Origin of the sequence: Chitinolyticbacter albus, from assembly GCF_024437655.1 — a bacterium.
GTDB lineage: Bacteria > Pseudomonadota > Gammaproteobacteria > Burkholderiales > Chitinibacteraceae > Chitinolyticbacter > Chitinolyticbacter albus.
On record NZ_JANBVF010000006.1, the window covers coordinates 122,557 to 141,878 of the forward strand.

At 64.3% G+C, this 19,322-nt stretch carries 20 protein-coding genes, 1 tRNA gene and 1 pseudogene; 14 read left to right on the top strand and 8 right to left on the bottom strand.

Annotated elements, in window-relative coordinates; translation table 11 throughout:
- Window positions 1-12: 12 nt before the first annotated feature.
- From NLI84_RS05130 to NLI84_RS05140, 3 genes and pseudogenes are all read left to right on the top strand, one after another.
- Window positions 13-2,070, top strand: coding sequence for a cytochrome c biogenesis protein ResB (locus NLI84_RS05130; RefSeq protein ID WP_255988641.1), 2,058 nt, complete (start codon window positions 13-15; stop codon window positions 2,068-2,070).
- Window positions 2,071-2,086: 16 nt separating this feature from the next.
- Window positions 2,087-3,355: pseudogene (gene ccsB, locus NLI84_RS05135) on the top strand (c-type cytochrome biogenesis protein CcsB); the annotation flags it as partial.
- Window positions 3,356-3,508: 153 nt separating this feature from the next.
- On the top strand, window positions 3,509-3,985 hold the full coding sequence (locus NLI84_RS05140) for a hypothetical protein (RefSeq protein WP_255988644.1): 477 nt from the start codon (window positions 3,509-3,511) through the stop codon (window positions 3,983-3,985).
- 57 nt (window positions 3,986-4,042) lie between these two features.
- Here NLI84_RS05140 and NLI84_RS05145 read toward each other — a convergent pair whose 3' ends face one another.
- The 6 genes from NLI84_RS05145 to NLI84_RS05170 form a co-directional block, all read right to left on the bottom strand.
- Entirely contained in the window at window positions 4,043-4,624 is a 582-nt protein-coding gene (locus tag NLI84_RS05145; protein WP_255988645.1) for a 50S ribosomal protein L25/general stress protein Ctc, read from the bottom strand.
- 109 nt (window positions 4,625-4,733) lie between these two features.
- On the bottom strand, window positions 4,734-5,684 hold the full coding sequence (locus NLI84_RS05150) for a ribose-phosphate pyrophosphokinase (protein ID WP_255988646.1): 951 nt from the start codon (window positions 5,682-5,684) through the stop codon (window positions 4,734-4,736).
- A 67-nt stretch (window positions 5,685-5,751) separates the two neighbouring features.
- Window positions 5,752-5,828, bottom strand: a tRNA-Gln gene (locus tag NLI84_RS05155).
- A gap of 10 nt (window positions 5,829-5,838) precedes the next feature.
- Window positions 5,839-6,693, bottom strand: a complete 855-nt coding sequence (ispE, locus tag NLI84_RS05160) for a 4-(cytidine 5'-diphospho)-2-C-methyl-D-erythritol kinase (protein WP_255988648.1) — start codon at window positions 6,691-6,693, stop codon at window positions 5,839-5,841.
- Entirely contained in the window at window positions 6,690-7,232 is a 543-nt protein-coding gene (gene lolB, locus NLI84_RS05165; RefSeq protein ID WP_255988649.1) for a lipoprotein insertase outer membrane protein LolB, read from the bottom strand. The genes ispE and lolB overlap by 4 nt, the downstream gene beginning before the upstream one ends.
- Before the next feature lie 2 nt (window positions 7,233-7,234).
- Window positions 7,235-8,974, bottom strand: a complete 1,740-nt coding sequence (locus NLI84_RS05170) for a tetratricopeptide repeat protein (protein WP_255988650.1) — start codon at window positions 8,972-8,974, stop codon at window positions 7,235-7,237.
- 79 nt (window positions 8,975-9,053) lie between these two features.
- Here NLI84_RS05170 and mutM point away from each other — a divergent pair, with 79 nt between their 5' ends.
- The 4 genes from mutM to alkB all read left to right on the top strand — a co-directional run bounded on the left by mutM (window position 9,054) and on the right by alkB (window position 13,841).
- The gene (mutM, locus tag NLI84_RS05175) at window positions 9,054-9,869 is read left to right on the top strand and encodes a bifunctional DNA-formamidopyrimidine glycosylase/DNA-(apurinic or apyrimidinic site) lyase (RefSeq protein WP_255988868.1); all 816 of its coding nucleotides are present in this window, start codon (window positions 9,054-9,056) and stop codon (window positions 9,867-9,869) included.
- 42 nt (window positions 9,870-9,911) lie between these two features.
- Window positions 9,912-11,912, top strand: coding sequence for a dynamin family protein (locus NLI84_RS05180; RefSeq protein WP_255988651.1), 2,001 nt, complete (start codon window positions 9,912-9,914; stop codon window positions 11,910-11,912).
- 217 nt (window positions 11,913-12,129) lie between these two features.
- A complete protein-coding gene (gene ada, locus NLI84_RS05185) occupies window positions 12,130-13,197 on the top strand; it encodes a bifunctional DNA-binding transcriptional regulator/O6-methylguanine-DNA methyltransferase Ada (protein ID WP_255988652.1) in 1,068 nt (355 codons plus the stop codon).
- Window positions 13,194-13,841: a DNA oxidative demethylase AlkB gene (gene alkB, locus NLI84_RS05190; RefSeq protein WP_255988654.1), complete on the top strand. Its 648-nt coding sequence runs from the start codon at window positions 13,194-13,196 to the stop codon at window positions 13,839-13,841. Before ada ends, alkB begins: the two co-directional genes overlap by 4 nt.
- 10 nt (window positions 13,842-13,851) lie before the next feature.
- Here alkB and chrA read toward each other — a convergent pair whose 3' ends face one another.
- Window positions 13,852-15,195 carry a chromate efflux transporter gene (gene chrA, locus NLI84_RS05195; protein WP_255988656.1) on the bottom strand — a complete coding sequence of 448 codons (1,344 nt, stop codon included), beginning with the start codon at window positions 15,193-15,195 and terminating at the stop codon, window positions 13,852-13,854.
- Between the two features lie 98 nt (window positions 15,196-15,293).
- Window positions 15,294-16,004 carry a riboflavin synthase subunit alpha gene (locus tag NLI84_RS05200; RefSeq protein ID WP_255988658.1) on the bottom strand — a complete coding sequence of 237 codons (711 nt, stop codon included), beginning with the start codon at window positions 16,002-16,004 and terminating at the stop codon, window positions 15,294-15,296.
- Between the two features lie 268 nt (window positions 16,005-16,272).
- Here NLI84_RS05200 and NLI84_RS05205 point away from each other — a divergent pair, with 268 nt between their 5' ends.
- From NLI84_RS05205 to NLI84_RS05235, 7 genes are read left to right on the top strand one after another with little or no spacing between them, the layout of a single operon-like run.
- Window positions 16,273-16,689, top strand: a complete 417-nt coding sequence (locus tag NLI84_RS05205) for a VOC family protein (protein ID WP_255988659.1) — start codon at window positions 16,273-16,275, stop codon at window positions 16,687-16,689.
- Window positions 16,686-17,201, top strand: coding sequence for a GNAT family N-acetyltransferase (locus NLI84_RS05210; protein ID WP_255988660.1), 516 nt, complete (start codon window positions 16,686-16,688; stop codon window positions 17,199-17,201). The genes NLI84_RS05205 and NLI84_RS05210 overlap by 4 nt, the downstream gene beginning before the upstream one ends.
- Before the next feature lie 18 nt (window positions 17,202-17,219).
- Window positions 17,220-17,462: a hypothetical protein gene (locus NLI84_RS05215; RefSeq protein WP_255988661.1), complete on the top strand. Its 243-nt coding sequence runs from the start codon at window positions 17,220-17,222 to the stop codon at window positions 17,460-17,462.
- Between the two features lie 31 nt (window positions 17,463-17,493).
- The gene (locus tag NLI84_RS05220; RefSeq protein WP_255988662.1) at window positions 17,494-17,877 is read left to right on the top strand and encodes a hypothetical protein; all 384 of its coding nucleotides are present in this window, start codon (window positions 17,494-17,496) and stop codon (window positions 17,875-17,877) included.
- On the top strand, window positions 17,870-18,325 hold the full coding sequence (locus NLI84_RS05225) for a GNAT family N-acetyltransferase (RefSeq protein ID WP_255988663.1): 456 nt from the start codon (window positions 17,870-17,872) through the stop codon (window positions 18,323-18,325). Before NLI84_RS05220 ends, NLI84_RS05225 begins: the two co-directional genes overlap by 8 nt.
- A complete protein-coding gene (locus NLI84_RS05230; RefSeq protein WP_255988665.1) occupies window positions 18,322-18,687 on the top strand; it encodes a VOC family protein in 366 nt (121 codons plus the stop codon). The genes NLI84_RS05225 and NLI84_RS05230 overlap by 4 nt, the downstream gene beginning before the upstream one ends.
- A complete protein-coding gene (locus NLI84_RS05235; protein ID WP_255988666.1) occupies window positions 18,684-19,289 on the top strand; it encodes a glutathione S-transferase in 606 nt (201 codons plus the stop codon). The genes NLI84_RS05230 and NLI84_RS05235 overlap by 4 nt, the downstream gene beginning before the upstream one ends.
- Window positions 19,290-19,322: the final 33 nt, after the last annotated feature.

Consider the following 19,322-nt stretch of genomic DNA (forward strand, 5'->3'; position numbering starts at 1 on the left):
CTTGTCGCATTCATGACCGATAAACGCCTCAAACACCTCTCCTTCGGTCGCGCCTTGTTCGACCTGTTCTCGTCGATGCGCTTCGCCATCGGCCTCTTGGTCGTGCTCGCCATCGCCGCCGTGATCGGCACCGTACTCAAGCAGAACGAACCGTATGTGAACTATCGCATCGAGTTCGGCGAATTCTGGTTCCGCTTCTTCGAGCCGCTGGGCCTGTTCGATGTCTACCACGCCAGCTGGTTTCTGTTGCTGCTGCTGTTTCTCGTCGTCTCGATCTCGCTGTGCATCTGGCGCCACCTGCCCGGCATGCTGCGCGACATCAAGAGCTTTCGCGAACACGCCAGCCACAATTCCTTGCGGCTGATGGCGCATCACGTCGAAGTCGATACCGGGCTCGACCTGGACCGGGTCAAGCCCTACCTCGCCGCGCAGGGATTCCGTTTTCGCGAGCGCGAGGCCGACGGCATGCGCATCATCGCTGCCAAGAAAGGCGCCGGTCAGCGCTTGGGCTACTTCTTCGCCCACTCCGCCATCGTCGTGATCTGCGTCGGCGGCCTGCTCGACGGCAACCTGCCGCTCAAGCTGCGTGAACTCACCGGCAGCAAGGCGCCGGAAACGCGCGATCTGCCGCAAAGCCAGGTTCCGGCGCAAAGCCGCCTGGGCAGGGACAACCCGGCGTTTCGCGGCAATGTGACCTTGCCAGAAGGCGGCACCGGCGACGTGGTCTTCCTCAATTCGGGCCAAGGCTATTTCGTCCAGGAGCTGCCGTTCGCACTGCACCTCAAGGCCTTCCACGTCGAGCACTACAGCACCGGCCAGCCCAAGCGCTTCGCCTCCGACGTGGACGTCCTCGATCGCAAGAGCGGCAAGGTGTTGAAGAGCGCCACCGTCGAGGTCAACAAGCCGTTGATCCATGAAGGCGTCGCTATCTACCAGGCGAGCTTCGGTGATGGCGGCTCACCGCTCTCCTTCCAGCTGTGGCAGCTCGCTGGCGGCACGGCGCAAGCGCTGGCTGCCCAATCGCAAAGCACGCAGGCGCTGCGCATGGCGGAGCGCGACTACAAGCTCGAATTCGGCGACCTGCGCGTGTTCAACATCGAGAACCTGGGTCGCACCGAGCAGGCCACCTCCACCGTGGCGGTCAATCGTTTCGAGCAGGCGCTGGCCAACGCGCAATCGGTCAAGGCCGAACACAACCTGCGCAACCTCGGCCCGTCGATTCAGTTCAAGCTGCGCGACGATGCGGGCCAGGCGGTCGAGTATCTGAACTATCTCGCTCCATTCAGCGAGAATGATGCGCTCTATCTGTTGACCGGCCTGCGCCGCGAGGTGGCTGAACAGTTTGCCTTCGTGCGCGTTCCGCTTGATAAAGACGCCAGCCCGGCGACGTTCATGCGACTGCGCGCGGTGCTGCTCGACAAGTCGCTCTACCCGGAAATCGCCCGCCGCACTGCGGATACAGCCTTCAAGGGCGGTGGCTTCTCGGCCACCAACCGCCAACAGTTCGAGCAGGTCACGCAAAGCCTGCTCGCCCAGTTCGGCAACGGGGGTTTTCCGGCGCTCGATGCCTTCCTCAAGGCTGAGGTTCCCGACGCCCAGCGCGAAACGGTGGCGCAGACCTACCTCAAGATCCTGCAGGGTGCCGTCGGCGACGCCATGGACGTGGCGCAGCAACGCGCCGGCCTGCCCACGCTGCCCATGGACGGCGAGCAATACCGCTTCCTGATGGATAGCCTCGTTGCCACCAGCAGCCTGTTCGACTACGGCGGCCCAGTCTACCTGCAGCCCACCGGCTTCGAAGAAGTGCAGGCCAGTGGCTTCCAGTTGGCGCGCGCGCCAGGGCAGAACATTGTCTACCTGGGCTGTCTGTTGCTGGTGATCGGCATCTATTGCATGTTCTATCTGCGCGAAGAACGACTGTGGCTGCGTACCGCGAACGGCCAGACCCTGCTCGCCATGACCGCCAGCCGCCACGATGCCGAGCTCGATCGCAGCTTTGCCCGCCACGTTGCCGCGCTGCTGCCCGATACCAACGAACACCCCGATGAGCGCCCCCATGCAAGCCCTTAAACAACGCAGCCCGCTCGACTTCGCCTTTGCGCTGCTGGTGATCTTTGCCGGCTTCACCGCCTTCAGCCGCTACCGCGAGTTCATGGATTACTACGAACAGGGCATTCTTATCGGTTCTGCCGCAGGCATCATTTGGCTGGGCTGGTTCTGGCGGCCGATGCGCGTGTTCCTGCCGGCGTGCGCCGCCATCGCCATCGGCGCCATGGCGCTGTATCAGGGCGATCTGGCCCGCGGCCAGGCGGTGTTCTGGCTCAAGTACTTGCTATCGAGCCAGTCGGCCGTGATGTGGATGTGCGTGCTGTTCTTCCTTGCCACCGCGCTCTATTGGCTGGGCCTGCTGCGCCGCTCGAACACCGCGCTGTCGATCGCCTCCGGACTCGCCTGGGCCGCCGCGGGTGCTGCACTGATCTCCAAGCTGGTGCGCTGGTACGAGAGCTATCTAATCGGCAGCGACGTCGGCCACATTCCCGTCTCCAACCTGTACGAAGTATTCGTGCTGTTCTGCCTGATCACCGCGCTGATGTACCTCTATTACGAGGCCAAGTTCCAGGCGCGCGCCATGGGTGCCTTCGTGCTGCTGGTGATCTCGGCCGCCGTCTGCTTCATCCTGTGGTACAGCTTCGATCGCCAGGCCCACGAGATCCAGCCGCTGATCCCGGCGCTGCAATCGTGGTGGATGAAGATCCATGTGCCGGCCAACTTCATCGGCTACGGGGCCTTCGCCCTGTCGGCCATGCTGGGCATGGCCTGGTTGCTGGCGGTGCCAGCCCCCACCCTGCCCGGTGGCAACCGGGTCGCGCTATATGGCGTTGCCACCTTGCTCATCGCGGCAGGCATTACCTTTCAGCTCAAGGGGGCAGAATGGTTCCCCAAGCTGGGGGCTGGCAGCGGCTTGGTCGCGCTCTTCATCCTGGCCGTCGCCGGCATGCTGCTGCTGGCGCTCAATCGCGGCCTGCTCGCCAGCTTCCTGCCCAAGCCGGAAACGCTGGATGAGGTGGCCTACAAGGCGATCGCCGTCGGCTTCCTCTTCTTCACCATTGCCACCATCCTCGGCGCGATGTGGGCGGCGGAAGCCTGGGGCGGTTACTGGAGCTGGGATCCGAAGGAAACCTGGGCGCTGATCGTCTGGCTCAACTACGCGGCCTGGCTGCACGTACGCCTCGTCAAAGGCTGGCGTGGCACGGTACTCGCATGGTGGTCGGTGGTTGGCCTGCTGGTCACCACTTTTGCCTTCATTGGCGTGAACATGTTTTTATCAGGCCTACATTCTTACGGTTCTTTGTAATATTTATGTAATTGCAGCGCTGGAATTTATATGAACCATGCCGAATGTCGGATAAATACAACCATTGCCGCAAAAATACGTAAGTAAACCCTGTGCAACACAGTACTCTCCTCATATATTAGAAAACAGCAATACTGTTTGGAGAGTGCGATCATGGCAACCGTTTACCAGAAGACCGACCTAGGCCAACGCGAACTGACCGAGCGCAGCGGGCAGGTGCCACTCAAGGCGCGGCAGCTGTTGATCATGGTCGACGGCCGCCGCAGCTTCGACGACTTGGCGTCGATGATGCCTGGCGCCAGCGATGTGATCCGGCTGCTGCAGCAACTCAATCTCATCATGCCAATCTCCGGCGCTGCAGCTACGCACGCACCGGTGGTTCACACCCCCTACGACAAGCTGCCCGCCGACACGCGACTGGCCCAAGTGCAGCAGGTAGTGATCCGCATCACCCACGAGTTTCTCGGCGAAGGCTGGGAATCCAAGCTGGCCGAACGCTTTGCCACACTGAAGGACGGCGACGCCCTCGAGGCGCTGGTCGAAGAGTGGCTGACGGCATTGCGGCGCTCCGGCCACCGCGGCGCGGCCGATAATGGCCAGCGTGAAGTCGGAAATATCCTGCGCGGGTGAAATCGAGCACAACAAAAAAGCCGGCTTGCGCCGGCTTTTTTGCATTCAGGCTCGCGATTACTCGCCGGCCTTGGCACCGTTGAGGTTGGCCACGCCGAGGTTTTCGCCGCGGACCAGCGACACCAGCTCAACGCCTTCCGGCAGCTTGAGGTCGGACAAGTGAACCGAAGTGTGGGTAACGTCGAGGTTGCCAAGGTCGACTTCGATGAAGTCGGGGATCTTGGTCGCCACACAACGCACGGCCACTTCGTTCAGGATGTGGCTGATCGTACCGCCTTGCAGCTTCACACCAACGGAGTTGTCGCCGTTCTTGAAGTGCAGCGGCACCTTCAGTTCAACCTTGGTGCTGTCATCGACGCGTTGGAAGTCGATATGCAGAACCAGTTGGCGGAACGGATGGTATTGCACGTTGCGCACGAGAACCTGTTCGGTCTCGGCACCAACGGTCAGCTTCACCAGCGCAGTGTGGAACGCTTCTTCTTGCAGCTTGTAGTACATGCTGTTGTGATCGAGCGAAACCGCCTTCGGCTCCTTGTTGCCACCGTAGACGATGCCGGGCAGTTGGCCGGCCTTGCGCAGGCGGCGGCTCGCACCCGTACCCTGCAGATCGCGCGATTCAGCGCTAATTTCGTAGGTCATGGTCTTGCTCCAGTAAAAAACCGACGCCACCCGCGACCAGGTTGGCGCCAGATCCGGGGGACGATTCCCCCAAATAACGCAGGCCCCGCCGCAAGGCAGGGCCTTCAAATCAATCGACAAACAACGACGAGACCGACTCTTCGTTGTTGATGCGGCGCATCGTCTCGGCCAGGAGGCCCGCGATCGATACGACACGGATGCGGTCCGACACCTGGCCCGCCTCGGATAGCGGGATGGTATCGGTCACCACCACTTCGTCGAGATCGGACTGCAGGATGCGCTCGACTGCGGCCCCCGAGAACACCGGGTGCGTGGCATAGGCCAGCACGCGCTTGGCACCGTGCGCCTTCAGCGCGGCAGCGGCCTTGCACAGCGTATTGGCGGTATCGATCATGTCGTCGATGATCACGCAGGTGCGATCGGCCACGTCACCGATGATGTGCATCACTTCGGCCACGTTGGCCTTGGGGCGACGCTTGTCGATGATGGCCATGTCGACGTTCAACTGCTTGGCCATGGCGCGGGCACGCAGCACACCGCCGACGTCCGGGCTCACCACCATCAGGTTCTCGTGGTTTTGCGCGCGGATGTCGGCCAGCAGCACCGGAGTCGAATAGATGTTGTCGACCGGAATATCGAAGAAACCCTGGATCTGGTCGGCATGCACATCGACGGTCAGCACGCGATCGACACCGGCGACCTGCAGCATGTTGGCGATGATCTTGGCCGAGATCGGCACGCGCGCCGAGCGTGGACGCCTATCCTGGCGGGCATAGCCGAAGTACGGAATCGCCGCGGTGATCCGGCCGGCGGATGCACGCTTGAGTGCATCGACGATCAGCATCACTTCCATGATGTTGTCGTTGGTCGGCACACAGGTCGATTGCAATACGAAAACGTCGCGACCGCGCACGTTCTCCAGCAGTTCCACCGTCACTTCACCATCGGAAAAGCGCCCTACCGAGGCGCGACCGAGGGAAATATCCAGATGATTGACGACGCTCTCGGCAAGCTTGGGGTTAGCGTTGCCGGTGAACACCATGAGGCTGTCGTAAGCCATTTGCTAGCCCTGAAAAACGAAAAGCGTGTAATCAATCGGGATTACACGCTTTTCTATTCCTTAAAACTGGCAGGGGAGGAAGGATTCGAACCCTCGAATGTCGGAATCAAAATCCGATGCCTTAACCAACTTGGCGACTCCCCTAATGAATCCGCTAGCCTTCGCCGGCGTATTCATACAACGGGTGCTGATCAAGTGTTCTGGCTTGAAAGCCGGTCAACTCGTCAGGAGACCGAGATAATACATAAGCACTTTCGGTTTGTGAAGCGAAAAATGCAAAAACACATGCTCCCGATCCGGTCATGCGCGCTGGCGCATATAGCCCCAGCCAGTCACGCGCGGCGGCCACTTCGGGAAACAGCGAGCAAGCCACTGATTCCATGACATTTTCAACGCGACCATAGTCGATTGCATCGCTCGCCACCGGCACGCAATCACGTCGCAACGCCGCCGACTTGAAGATCGCGGGCGTGGGTACGTGCACGCCGGGATGCAGCACCACATACCATCCGCGCGGCGTCTCGACAGGGGTCATCAACTCACCCACCCCTTCGACAAATGCGTTCTTGCCGAAAATAAAGAAAGGCACGTCGGCACCGAGCTGCAGCCCGAGCTGCATCAGTCGCGAGCGCGCCAGGTTCAAGCCCCACAGGCGGTTGAGCGCAAGCAACACCGTTGCCGCGTCCGAGCTGCCGCCGCCGATGCCGCCCCCCATGGGCAAGCGCTTGTCGATGCGGATGTCGACACCCAGCGTGCAACCGGTCTCGCGCTGCAACAGCCGGGCCGCGCGCACCGTCAGATCGTCATCGGCGGGTACGCCCGGAATCGGGTTGTGGTGCGCCACCACGCCATCGCTTCGTACCCGCAGGTGGAGGGTGTCGGCAAGATCGATCAGCTGGAACACCGATTGCAGCAGGTGGTAACCGTCGGCACGCCGGCCGACGATATGCAGGAACAGGTTGAGCTTGGCCGGCGCCGGATAGGCCTGCCAGGTATCGGATACGGTCATTGCCAGGATGAAACTGCAATACGGACTTCGAAACGGTCGCGCTTGAGCGTCAAGCGCTTCGGATAGGGTTCAGCGTTAAACAGCGCCACTTCCCAGCCATCCTGCGTAAAGCGCCGACTCGCGCCATCGGCCTCGAGTTCGTCGACCGTCGTGTCGGGAGATGGCACGCCTTCCAGCCACCACCGCAGCCGGGAAACCGGCAAAGCGAGGCCGGTCAGCTCGGTCAGCAAGGCGTCGGCATCCGGCGCCGTCGCACTGCGACCATCGGCCAGCGTCAGCGTCGCCTGCCCCGCGACAACGGCCAGCCGCGCCTGGGTGTCGCCCAGCGGGCTACCCAGCTCGACGTCGATGCGCTCGCCCGTGCGGCGCCAGCGGAAATTGGCAGATTCGTTGATCACCCGGTCCGCCACGTCGCCCCGGGCGGACAAACGCCCATCGGCGGCGAAATCGCCGGGCATGGACGGCGCTTGCGGCCCGCTGGCGCAGGCCGTGAGCAGGGCGGCCGCGGCGGCCGCCAGAACGAGTTGCCAGCGGATCAAGGCTACATGCCCAGCCGTTGCGATGTTTCGCGCAGCGCATCGCTGCGCGGATCAAGCTGCTGCGCTTCGGCAAACACCTTGCGTGCCTCGTCCTTGCGCCCCAGTTGCCACAACACTTCGGCCAGGTGGGCAGCTATTTCCGGATCTGGCAACTTGGCGTGCGCCTTGATCAGCAACTCGCGCGCCTCCGCCAGGCGCCCCTGGCGGTAACGCAACCAGCCCAGGCTGTCGATGATGACCGGGTTTTCCGGTTCCAGCGCAATGGCCTGCTCCAGATACCTTTGAGCCTCCTCGAGGCGAGTCGAGCGGTTGGCCAAGGTATACCCCAACGCATTCAGGCCCATGGCACTGGCCGGCTTGAGTTCGTTGTAGCGGCGCAGATCGGCCTCGGCACGACCGAGGTCGTTCATCAGATCGGCGATCAGCGAGCGGTCGTAAAGCAGCTCGGCGCTATCGGGATTGACCTTGAGCGCATCGCTCAGCACCGCATAGGCACGGACGTAATCCTTGGTCTCGCGCCACAGCTGGGCCTCGGTCTGCGCCTTCTCGTTGCGCGCCTCGGCGCTGTCGGTAGGCATCCGGGCGATCAGCGCCTGCGCGTCGGCCAGCCGGTCCAGCTTGGCATAGACCCGCACCAGGTGGCGATCGGCCATGGTCTTGAGTTCGCCTTCGGCCCCTTCGTACCAGCGCGCGGCGTCGGCCCAGCGCTGTTGTTCCTCCGCCACGACCCCCAGGTAGTAATACAGATTGCGGGTCTGGCGCGGCGCCTTGGCCACCGCCGCCGACAGTTGCGCATTGGCCTTGTCGAACTGGCGCAGCTCGATGGCGATGAGACCCGCTCCAACCAGCGACTCCAGGTCGCCCGGGGTGATAGCCTGTGCCTTGTCGTAGGCAGCGGCCGCTTCCGGGTAGCGCTTGGCTTCGGCATAGCTGCGCGCCAGCGCGTTCTGCAGTTCGGCCGACTTGGGCGCGGCGCGCACGGCCTTTTCCAGGAATGCGCGCTGCGCGTCAGGCTGGTCTTCCAGCAACTGTGCGCGATAGAGCAGCGATGGCTCCCACGCCGGGCGCAGTGCGTCGGCCCGATCGAGCTCGGTCAATGCAGAGGCCTTGAGATCGGCGTTGGCGTAGGCAAGCGCCAGTGCAAAGTGCGCTTCGGGCAAGCCGTCGTAGCCGGCCGCCAGCTCCTGCGTGAGCTTGAGCGCGGCCTTGCGGTCGGTCTGTTTGTCCCAGAGCCGGTGCAACTGCATCAGGAACGGCGCCGCTTCCTTGGGCTGCATCGCCAGCAGCGCCTGCAAGTGGGGACGCGCGTCATCCAGGCGGTTGGCTCGGATCAGCAGGCTGACCATGATTTGCCGCGCTTCGGCGGCGCTGGGCTCTGCATCGAGCCAACGCGCGCAGGCGTCGAGCGCCTGATTGAGCTGGCCTGCGGCAATCGCCACTTCGGTGGCCCGCCTGGCGACGCGCACGTCGCTGCTCTTTTGCGCAAGCTCGGCCCAGGCTTGCGACGCCAGCTGCGTGTTGCCGCGCTGCAGCGCGATATCGCCGACGAGAAAGCGCAGCAGCATGTCCTCGGACAGTGATTGGGCCGGGTAATTGGGTTCGATCACCGGATCATCGGGCGCTGCCGCCTCGGCCACTTCGCTGACAACCAATGGCTCGGGCGGCGTCGCGCATGCGGCGAGCCCCAGGGCAAGCAGCAGGGATAACAGGGCCGGGAGGCGCGCGCGTTCAGCTAAGGGCATGGCACAATCCGCTTAAGTGTGGCTGTGGTTGGACACGGCCATATTAAGTGAATTCCCCGGACCCCGTCCAAGCGCAGCCATGCCAGAACTCCCAGAAGTCGAAACCACGCGCCGCGGCATCGCGCCGCATGTCGATGCCGCCACCGTCACCGAGCTGATCGTGCGCGAGCCCCGCTTGCGCTGGCCTATACCGGGCGATCTACCGCAGCGCGTGCAAGGCCAGCCGCTCCTGGCGCTCGAACGGCGCGCCAAATACCTGCTGTTCCGCTTTCCTGCCGGCACGCTGATCGTGCACCTGGGCATGAGCGGCACGCTGCGCGCGCTCACCGAGGCGTTTCCGCCGGAGAAACACGATCATGTCGACATCGTGTTCGACAACGGCCGCCGGCTACGCTTTCGCGACCCGCGTCGTTTCGGCGCGATCTTGTGGCAAGACGGTGATCCGCTTACACATCCATTGCTCGCAACCCTCGGTCCCGAGCCCCTATCGGCACACTTTGACACCGACCATCTCGCCACCCTGCTCGCCCGTCGGCAATCCGCAGTGAAACAGGTCATCATGGATAACCATGTGGTGGTGGGAGTGGGTAATATCTACGCGTCGGAATCTTTGTTTCGCGCGCGCGTGGATCCGCGTCGGCCGGCCAGTAGCCTGAAGCGTGATGAAGTCGATCGTCTGACGACATCTGTCAAGGAAACACTAGCCGATGCGATTGCACAGGGCGGCAGCACGCTGCGCGATTTTGTCGACAGCGATGGCCGCGCAGGCTATTTCCTGCTGCAGTGTTATGCCTACGGCCGGGACGGGGAACCCTGCCGTGTGTGTGGCAACACCATTCAGCAGATCCGGCAAGGCCAGCGCGCCACTTTTTTCTGCCCCAGCTGCCAGCATTGAGCACCGGGCTTGCAACACAAGAAATCCCACAGGGAGTTGAGCATGGATTACCTGCACATGAACGATCTGGCGGTGAATGACCCCAGTGACCGCCTCGTTGGCGACTTCCAGGCCTACAGCGCCTGGCGCGGCGAGCTGTCGCAGTCGGTGTCGCAACTGGCGCGCTGGCTCACCGAGCAGGACCTGGACGATGCGCAGACTCAGCTGCGGGTGCAGACGCTGCTCGAAAAGCTGAAGGACGACAAGCTCAATATCGCCTTCGTCGCCGAGTTCTCGCGCGGTAAGTCCGAACTGATCAATGCCATCTTCTTCGCCCACTACGGCCAGCGCGTGCTGCCGTCGTCGGCCGGTCGCACCACCATGTGCCCGACCGAACTGTTGTATGACGAGAAGCGCCCCCCGGCGATCCAGCTGTTGCCGATCGAGACGCGCGCACAGAACGTCACCACCAGCGAATACCGCCGCTACCCCGAGGAATGGCAGACCATCCTCCTGGACCTCGACAACGCCGAAGCAATGCTTGCCGCGTTCCGCCAGGTGGGCCAGACCAAGCGCGTGCCGATCGAGGAAGCGCAACGCTATGGCCTTTACAACGAGGAAGACCCGGATCAGAAAATGACCGTCGGCGCCGACGGCATGATCGAGATCCCGGCCTGGCGCCACGCGGTGATCAACTTTCCGCACCCACTGCTGGAGCAGGGCCTCGTCATCCTCGATACCCCGGGGCTCAACGCCATCGGTACCGAGCCGGAACTGACGCTCAACCTGCTGCCCAATGCACACGCCATCCTGTTCATCCTGGCTGCCGATACCGGCGTGACCAAGAGCGATATCGATGTGTGGCGCAACCACATCGGCAAGGTGCAGGGCGGCAACAGCGGCCGCCTCGTGGTGCTCAACAAGATCGACGGCATGTGGGACGATCTCAAGACCCAGGGCGAGATCGACGCCGAGATCACCAAACAGGTGGCGACCACCGCCCAGCTGCTCGGCGTTCCCGAGCGCCAGGTCTACCCGGTATCCGCCCAGAAGGCGCTGATCGCCAAGGTACAGAACAACGACGAACTGCTCGATCGCGCGCAGCTGATGAAGCTGGAAACCGCACTTTCCAGCGAGCTGTTGCCCGCCAAGCAGGACATCGTGCGCGATAGCACGGTGACCGAAGTCGAAGGCATCGTCGGCTCCACCCGCGCCATCCTCAGCACCCGTCGCTCGGGCCTCACCGAGCAGCTCGACGAGTTGACCAAGCTGCGCGGCAAGAACCAGGACGTGGTCGCGCAGATGATGGGCAAGGTGCAGACCGACAAGAAGCATTTCGAGCAGGGCCTGGTGCGCTTTCAGGCACTGCGCAGCGTGTTCAGCCAGCAGACCAACCAGCTCTTGACGCTCTTGGGCATGGACGCACTCAAGGCTGAGATCGCCCGCATCCGCAGCGACATGGAACGCAGCCTGTTCTCGTTCGGCGAGGGGGGCCTGCGGGCCATCATGGATCGCTTCTTCAAGGACGTGAACGGCAATATCAGCAAGTCCGCCGAACAGGTCGCCGAAATCCAGGCGATGATGGCCGCCATGTACAAGAAGTTCAGCGAAGAACATGGCCTGGGCCAGGTGACGCCACCGCCCTTCTCCACGCTGAAGTACCACAAGGAACTGGCGCGGCTGGAAAAGTCGTTCCGCGAGCACTTCAACACCATTAGCAACCTGTTGACCACGAGCCAGGGCAGGCTAACCGCCAAGTTCTTCGAAACGGTCGCCAGCCGCGTGGTCTACGTGTTCGAAGTGGCCAACCGCGATGTCGACAACTGGTTGAAGGCGGTGATGGCGCCGATGGAGACGCAGGTGCGCGAACACCAGCTGCAGCTGCGCCGCCGGCTGGAAAGTATCAAGCGCATCCACAAGGCGACCGACACGCTGGAAGACCGCATCGAGGAACTCGAGGACATGGACAAGCAGCTGACGCACCAGCTCCAGGAACTGGAATCGCGGCTACGCAACGTCTATGCCTCGCTGAATGCGGACATCAGCCGACGCATCGCAGCCTGAGCGCGTCGCAAGCCAAGGAAAACGTCGCCCCAGAGGCGGCGTTTTTTGTGGGGCTAGCCCCAGCCCGCCTGCGCCCCGCGTGCGGAGGGGCTCGCTTCGCTGCTGGCGATCGACTCCAGCCACGGCGTTGCGCCTTTCGATTGCTGCGCAAGGAACGGGAAGCATCCCATTGCCGGGCAGCGCATGCTGCGCTCATGATGGACTGATGGAGCCCGCCATGAACGCCCCCCAACAAGCCGCAAACCTCGCGATCGAGCGCGACCCGCGCTGGGCAGCGGTGCTTGCGCGCGATGCGCAATACGACGGCTGCTTCGTCTATGCCGTGCGCAGTACCGGTGTCTACTGTAAACCATCGTGCAAGGCGCGCACGCCCAGGCCTGAGAACGTGAGCTTTCACGCCAACTGCGCCGCGGCCGAGGCCGCCGGCTATCGCGCGTGCAAGCGTTGCCGGCCGAACGAATCCCAGCCGCGCCACGCCGAAGCGGTCACCGCAGCTTGCAGGCTGATCGAAGCGGCCGAAACGCCGCCCCCCCTAGCCGAGCTGGCTGCGCAGGTCGGGCTCAGCCCACATCACCTGCATCGCGTGTTCAAGGCTGTAACTGGCGTCACCCCACGCGACTACGCCACTGCGCTGCGTGCCGAACGGGTCCGTGCGCGCCTGGCCACAGGTGTGGCAGTAACGGATGCGGTGTTCGACGCCGGCTACAACGCCGGCAGCCGCTTCTACGACGAAGCCGGCCAAGTCTTGGGCATGCAACCCAGCGCGTATCGCCGGGGTGGTGTCGGCAGCACTATCCGTTTTGCCGTGGCGCAATGCTCGCTCGGCGCGCTGCTGGTGGCGCAAAGCGAGCGCGGGCTGTGTGCGATCTCGCTCGGTGACGACGCGGCAGCGTTGGTGCGCGAGCTGCAGGATCGCTTTGCCCGCGCCGAGCTCGTCGGCGGCGATGCGCAATTCGAGCAAGTGGTCGCCCAGGTAGTCGGCTTCGTCGAAACGCCGCGACTGGGCCTGGCGCTGCCACTCGACATACGCGGTACCGCGTTCCAGCAGCGAGTCTGGCAGGCGCTGCGCGAGATTCCGCCAGGCCAGACCGCCAGCTACAGCGACATTGCCGAGCGCATCGGCGCACCGAGCGCGGTGCGCGCGGTAGCCGGCGCTTGCGCTGCGAACACGCTGGCCGTTGCCATCCCCTGCCATCGCGTGGTGCGGCTCGATGGCGATCTCTCCGGCTATCGCTGGGGCGTCGCGCGCAAGCGCGCCTTGCTGGAGCGCGAAGGCCAGCCATGACGCCCGATCTGTTCGCCGATACACCGCCCGACTGGCGCGAAGCGCTGGCACCCGGCGCCGTGGTGCTGCGCGGCTACGCGCTCGACGCCGTGCCCGAGCTGCTCGCCGCCATCGCCGACGTGCAGCGCCAGGCCCCGCCACAGCATATGGAAACGCCGGGCGGGCGCACCATGTCGGTCGCCACCAGCAGTTGTGGCGCGCTGGGCTGGGTCACCGACCGCAGCGGCTATCGCTACAGCGGCGTAGACCCCTACACCGGCCTGCCCTGGCCGCCCATGCCGGCAGCGATCCGCGAGATGGGCTGCGCCGCCGCGCTGGATGCCGGCTACCCCGATTTCATTCCCGACACCTGTTTGATCAACCGCTACCAACCCGGCGCCCGTATGGGCCTGCACCAGGATCGCAACGAACGCGACTTCACCGCGCCCATCGTCTCGATCTCGCTGGGCCTGCCCACCGCCTTCCTGTTCGGCGGCGCACAGCGCGGCGACAGGACGCAACGTATCCCGCTGGCGCATGGCGATGTTGTGGTCTGGGGCGGGCCATCAAGGCTGTTCTTCCACGGCGTGGCCCCGCTCAAACCCGGACAGCATCCGCTGACGGGCGAGGCCCGCTACAACCTGACCCTGCGCCGGGCAGGCTAGGGCCGCAGTCCTACCAGAAGCTCGCCAGCAGACCGACCACGGCGCACGCCGCGATCACGTGGATCACGTTGCGCTGGTAGCGCAGCAACGCTACGGCCGCAGCGCCGGCGATGGCAACGGCCAGCCAGTCGACGCTACCTGCCCAGCCCTGCGGCCACAGCACGTGGTAGGCAAAGAACAGCGCCAGATTGACGATCACGCCGACGACGGCCGCGGTGATCGCCGTCAGCGGCGCGGTGAAGGTCAGCTCGTCATGCGTGGCTTCGACCAGCGGGGCGCCAGCCAGGATGAAAATGAAGGATGGCAGGAAGGTGAACCAGGTGACCAGCGCGGCTCCCAGCGCACCAGCGGCGAAGGCGTGCTCGGCGCCCAGCAGCTGCTGGCCGTAGCCGCCGACGAAGCCAACGAAGGCGACGACCATGATCAAGGGGCCGGGCGTGGTTTCTCCCAGCGCCAGCCCGTCCATCATCTGCGTGCCGCTCAACCAGCCGTAGTGCGCAACCGCGCCCTGGTACACGTAGGGCAGCACCGCGTAGGCACCACCGAAGGTAAGCAGCGCCGCCTTGGTGAAGAACCAGCCCATCTGTGTATAGTCGTGCGCCCAACCCAGCGCGGCAACCAGCAGCGCCATCGGCAACGCCCACAGCGCGAGGCCAGCGCCGATCACCAGCGCCAGCCGCGACCAGCGAAAGCGGGCATGCGCAGGCGGCGGTGTGGTGTCATCGATCAGCGCAGGGCCGTACGAGGCCGCTTTGCCGGCATGCCCGCCCCCCAACTGGAAACGCTGCGGCCAATGGCGCCCACCGAAGTATCCCATCAGCGCCGCCGCAAGCACGATCAGTGGAAACGGCAGCTGCAAAGCGAAGATCGCGATGAAGGATGCAGCCGCGATGGCCCACAACGCTCCATTCTTCAGCGTGCGCCGGCCGATGCGCCAGGCCGCCTGCGCCACGATGGCGGTCACGGCGGGCTTGATGCCGTAGAACAGCCCCGCCATCCACGGCACTTGGCCAAAAGCCAGATAGCTCCACGACAGGCCGATCAGGATCAAAAGCGAAGGCAGCACGAACAAGGCGCCGGCGGCGATACCGCCCCAGCTGCGATGCAGCAACCAGCCGATGTAGGTGGCGAGCTGCTGTGCTTCCGGCCCTGGCAGCACCATGCAGTAGTTGAGCGCATGCAAAAAGCGGCGCTCGGACAACCAGCGGCGACGCTCGACCAGCTCCTCGTGCATCACCGCGATCTGCCCGGCCGGGCCACCAAAGCTGATGAAGCCCAGCTTGAGCCAGAAGCGCAGCGCCTGCCAGAAACTGGGCGCAGCCGGGGCAAGCTCTGCGGGAGAAGTGGGATGCACGGGCGCCATATCCGGATGATGAACGCGAGATGTTACATGCGGGCCCATGCACCATGCCAGTTGCATTATCCGCCGTGGGTAACTGCGGCGTTCCCGGACTAGGCGCGCGAGCGCGCGGCAATCGCAGCCAGCAGCCCATCGAGCGTATCCCCCTGCTCGCGCACGATGGCTTCCAGCAAGGGTACGAGCGGACCCAGCGTTTCGGCCACGGCACCGCGCACGCTGTCGACCAGCACCTGGGTTTCGCGCTCGATCTCGATATTGAGCTTGGCGCCGGGCACCTTATCGCCAAAGGTGGTGGCGCGCAGCGTTTCCGGGATCAGCCATAGCTCGATCCAGCCCGCATCGCGATCGACCTCGGCCACCGTGAGGCTGGCGCCGTTGATCGCGATATAACCCTTGGCGAACACATAGCGCAGCCATTCGGGCGCGATGGCGATGCGCAGCACGTGGTTGTTCTCGGGCTGGCGCACCGCGACGAGTTCGGCAGTGAAATCGATGTGGCCGGACAGCGGATGGCCGCCGATCTCGGCGCCCTCCTTGGCCGCGCGCTCGACGTTGACCTTGCTGCCCACGCCGAAGGACGCCAGCGTCGACAACGCCAGCGTCTGCTGCATCACGTCGAACTCGGCCGCGTCGGCGCCGAGGAGCCCGGTTACGGTCAGGCAGACACCATCGACCGCCACACTGGCGCCTATGGCCAGATCAACCGCGAAGCCCGGCGGAAAAGCCAGGGTGAGCGTGCGCAGACCGGGGCGGTCTTCGATGGCGGTCAGCGTGGCGACGGCCTGGACGATGCCGGTGAACATGGGATTTCCTCGTGGAACGCCGTCGGGATAGACGGCACTGGCTGTATGGGGCCGGGGCAGGCCGGCTTCAACCCTGCGCGAGGATAACGCCGCGTAGCGCGCGCGGCGAGCAATTGGTGCAAGGCGGCTCGGACTCGGCCTTGCTCGGGTCATCCGCTGGGGATGGCGGCACCCGACCCGGCCATGTTTGCAATACGATGACACGGCACTCGACGCCGGATGTCAGCCGTTGCTAGCATGCCAGCACCACCCAGCCGGAGCACGCATCGTGCAAGCCCGCATCACGCTGATCACACTGGCCGTCGACGATCTCGATGCCGCCGTGCGCTTCTATCGCGACGGCCTGGGCCTCACCACCCAGGGCATCGTCGGCACCGAGTTCGAGCACGGCGCCGTCGCGTTCTTCGAGCTGGCCGGCGGCCTGGGGCTCGCGTTGTGGCCACGCGCCAGCCTCTCGCACGACACCGGTTTGCCACAGGGCCCGCGCAGCAGCACCGAATTCACGCTGGCGCACAATGTGGTCAGCCGCGAAGAAGTCGACCGCCTAATGGTTGAGGCCGGCCATGCCGGCGCCCGCATCGTCAAACCGGCCGCCGACACCTTCTGGGGCGGCTACGCCGGCTATTTCGCCGACCCCGACGGCCACCTGTGGGAAATCGCCTGGAATCCGGATCGCCTGCCATGACACTGCCCGCCACGCTACAGACTGCCCGACTGACGCTGCGGCGCTTCATTCACGACGACTGGCCCGCGCTGCACGCGCACTACGGCGACGCCGAATGCACGCGTCACACCTTTCGCCGCGTGCTGACCGAGGGCGAGAGCTGGCGCGCCATGGCCAGCATTGAAGGGCACTGGGCGCTGCGCGGCTATGGCCCCTACGCCGTGGTCGATCGTGAGAGCGACACCGTGCTCGGCACGGTCGGCCCCTGGTATCCCAACGACTGGCCCGAACCCGAAATCAAATGGGCGCTAGTACGATCGGCGTGGGGCCGCGGCTGCGCCAGCGAGGCAGTGCGCACGATCCAGCATGCATTGGCGAGCGCCGGCTGGGCGCCGCCAATCAGCTTCATCCATCATGAAAACCAGCCGTCGATCCGCGTCGCGCTCGCGGTCGGCGCCACCCTCGAGCAAGGCGTGACATTCCGCGATGCACCGTGGCATATCTATCGTCATCCGACGCCGTCCCCCTCCTAATCGGGGGACCATACCACCATGGATCAGTTCGAGACCTTCGACGACCCCGCCTGTATTTTCTGCGACCAACCTATTGCACCAGGTGTGCATGATCCGTGTGCGATCAATCTAGTGACGCGTATTGATCGCCCTCGCTTGCAACAGAAGGAGCAAACCTTCTTTTGCCATATGCATTGCCTGCAGAGCCGCTCTGCTATGCATCCGGGAGTCTTTTACATCGTCGAGCCGGGGTTCCCTACAGTTGGCGAATGCAAAACATGAATCCGTTGAACCGTTCCAAACAGGCCTATCCATGAAGTCCGTACTCACCCTACCCTTGATCGCCTTGCTGCTCGCCTGCTCGGGCCAGCCGCCGTCCATGCTCGGCAACTGGACCATCGATCTCGACCCCATGCTGGCCGAGGCGCGTACGCTCAACGCGAAGCCCGCGGATCTCGATGCATTGCGCGCCACCTACGAGGGCGGCCAGCTCGCCGTCACTAGCTCAGAAATGGTGCTGGGCATAGGCGGCAAGGACCAGACAACCTGGCGCTACCAAGTGCTGTCGCAAAGCGGCGATTGCTATGACATCAAGTTCGATCACGCTCCGGGGACCTACAAGCACTGCATCGACGGCAACCAGATGCGGGTACATGACCCCGATACCCGCCTGACCACGGTGTTCCGCCGTGACTGAGGCGTTGACGCTACGCGCCGCGCGCGAGAACGACTGGCCCGCCATACGCGCGCTCTACGCCGCGGGCGGCTACGCCGGCACCATTGCGGCGAGCGACAAGGCCTTTGTTGCCTGCGACGGGGACGAAGTAGTCGGCGTGGTGCGGCTCGCCACCGAACACGACACCGCCGTGCTGCGCGGCATGCAGATTCGCGCCGACCGGCGAGACCGCGGCCTCGGGCGTGCGCTGCTCGCCTATTTCGCCACCCAGGTGGCGGAGCGCGACTGCTACTGCATCCCCTATCAACATCTACTGGGCTTTTACGGCGCGCTGGGCTTTGTCGAGCTGGCAACCGGCGCAGCACCGGCCTTCCTGGTCGAACGCCTCGCCGGTTATCGCGCCTTGAACAATGGCAAGCTCTACGCGCTGATGGTCCGCCGCGCCCGTCCCAGCGAGTACACCCGATGACCCTAGCCGCCCCCGTCGAGATCAAGGCCTTCGTTCCGGCGCGCGATTTCGCGCTATCGCGTCGCTTCTACAGCGCGTTCGGCTTCGAGGAGCGCTGGGCGTCAGACGATCTGGCCTACTTTGCGTGCGGCGCGTGCAGCTTTCTGCTGCAGCGCTTCTATGTCGCCGAGCACGCCGACAACTTCATGATGCATCTGCTGGTCGACGACGTGGACGCCTGGTGGCGGCACGCCGAGCCGGTCGCGACCGAGTTCGGCCTGCGCATCGTGCCGCCGCAGGACCAGCCCTGGGGCATGCGCGATTTCGTGGTGATCGATCCGAGTGGCGTGCTGTGGCGCATCGGGCAGAATCTGGACGCATGACGCTACCACTGCTGTACACCTTTCGCCGCTGCCCCTATGCCATCCGTGCCCGCCTTGCCATTGCCGCCAGCGGCATCGAACTCGAGCAACGCGAGGTGAGTCTGCGCAACAAGCCCGCCGCCATGCTGGCGATCTCACCCAAGGGCACCGTGCCTGTACTGCAGCTGGCAAACGGCCAGGTGCTGGAGCAGAGCCTGGATATCATGCGCTGGGCGCTGGCGCTCGCCGACCCGCTGCAATGGCTGCCGGATGCCGCGCTCGCGGCCGACACCGAGGCGCTGATCACACGCAACGACGGCGCATTCAAGCACTGGCTCGACCGCTACAAGTACCCCGAGCGCCATCCGGAGCTCGCGCAATCGTCATACCGGCAAGAGGCAGAGGTGATCCTCGCTAACCTTGATGCGCGCCTGGCGCGGCATGGGCACCTCGTCACCGGCCGGACCACGCTGGCCGACGCGGCGCTGTTTCCCTTCGTGCGCCAGTTCGCGGCAGTCGATACGGCCTGGTTCGACACCGCGCCCTATCCCGCGCTGCGGCACTGGCTGAACGCGTGGCTGGCGTCACCCCTGTTTGCCACGGTGATGGCCAAAACCGATTGACCGGACAGTGGCAGCATTCTGACCGTGCACGAC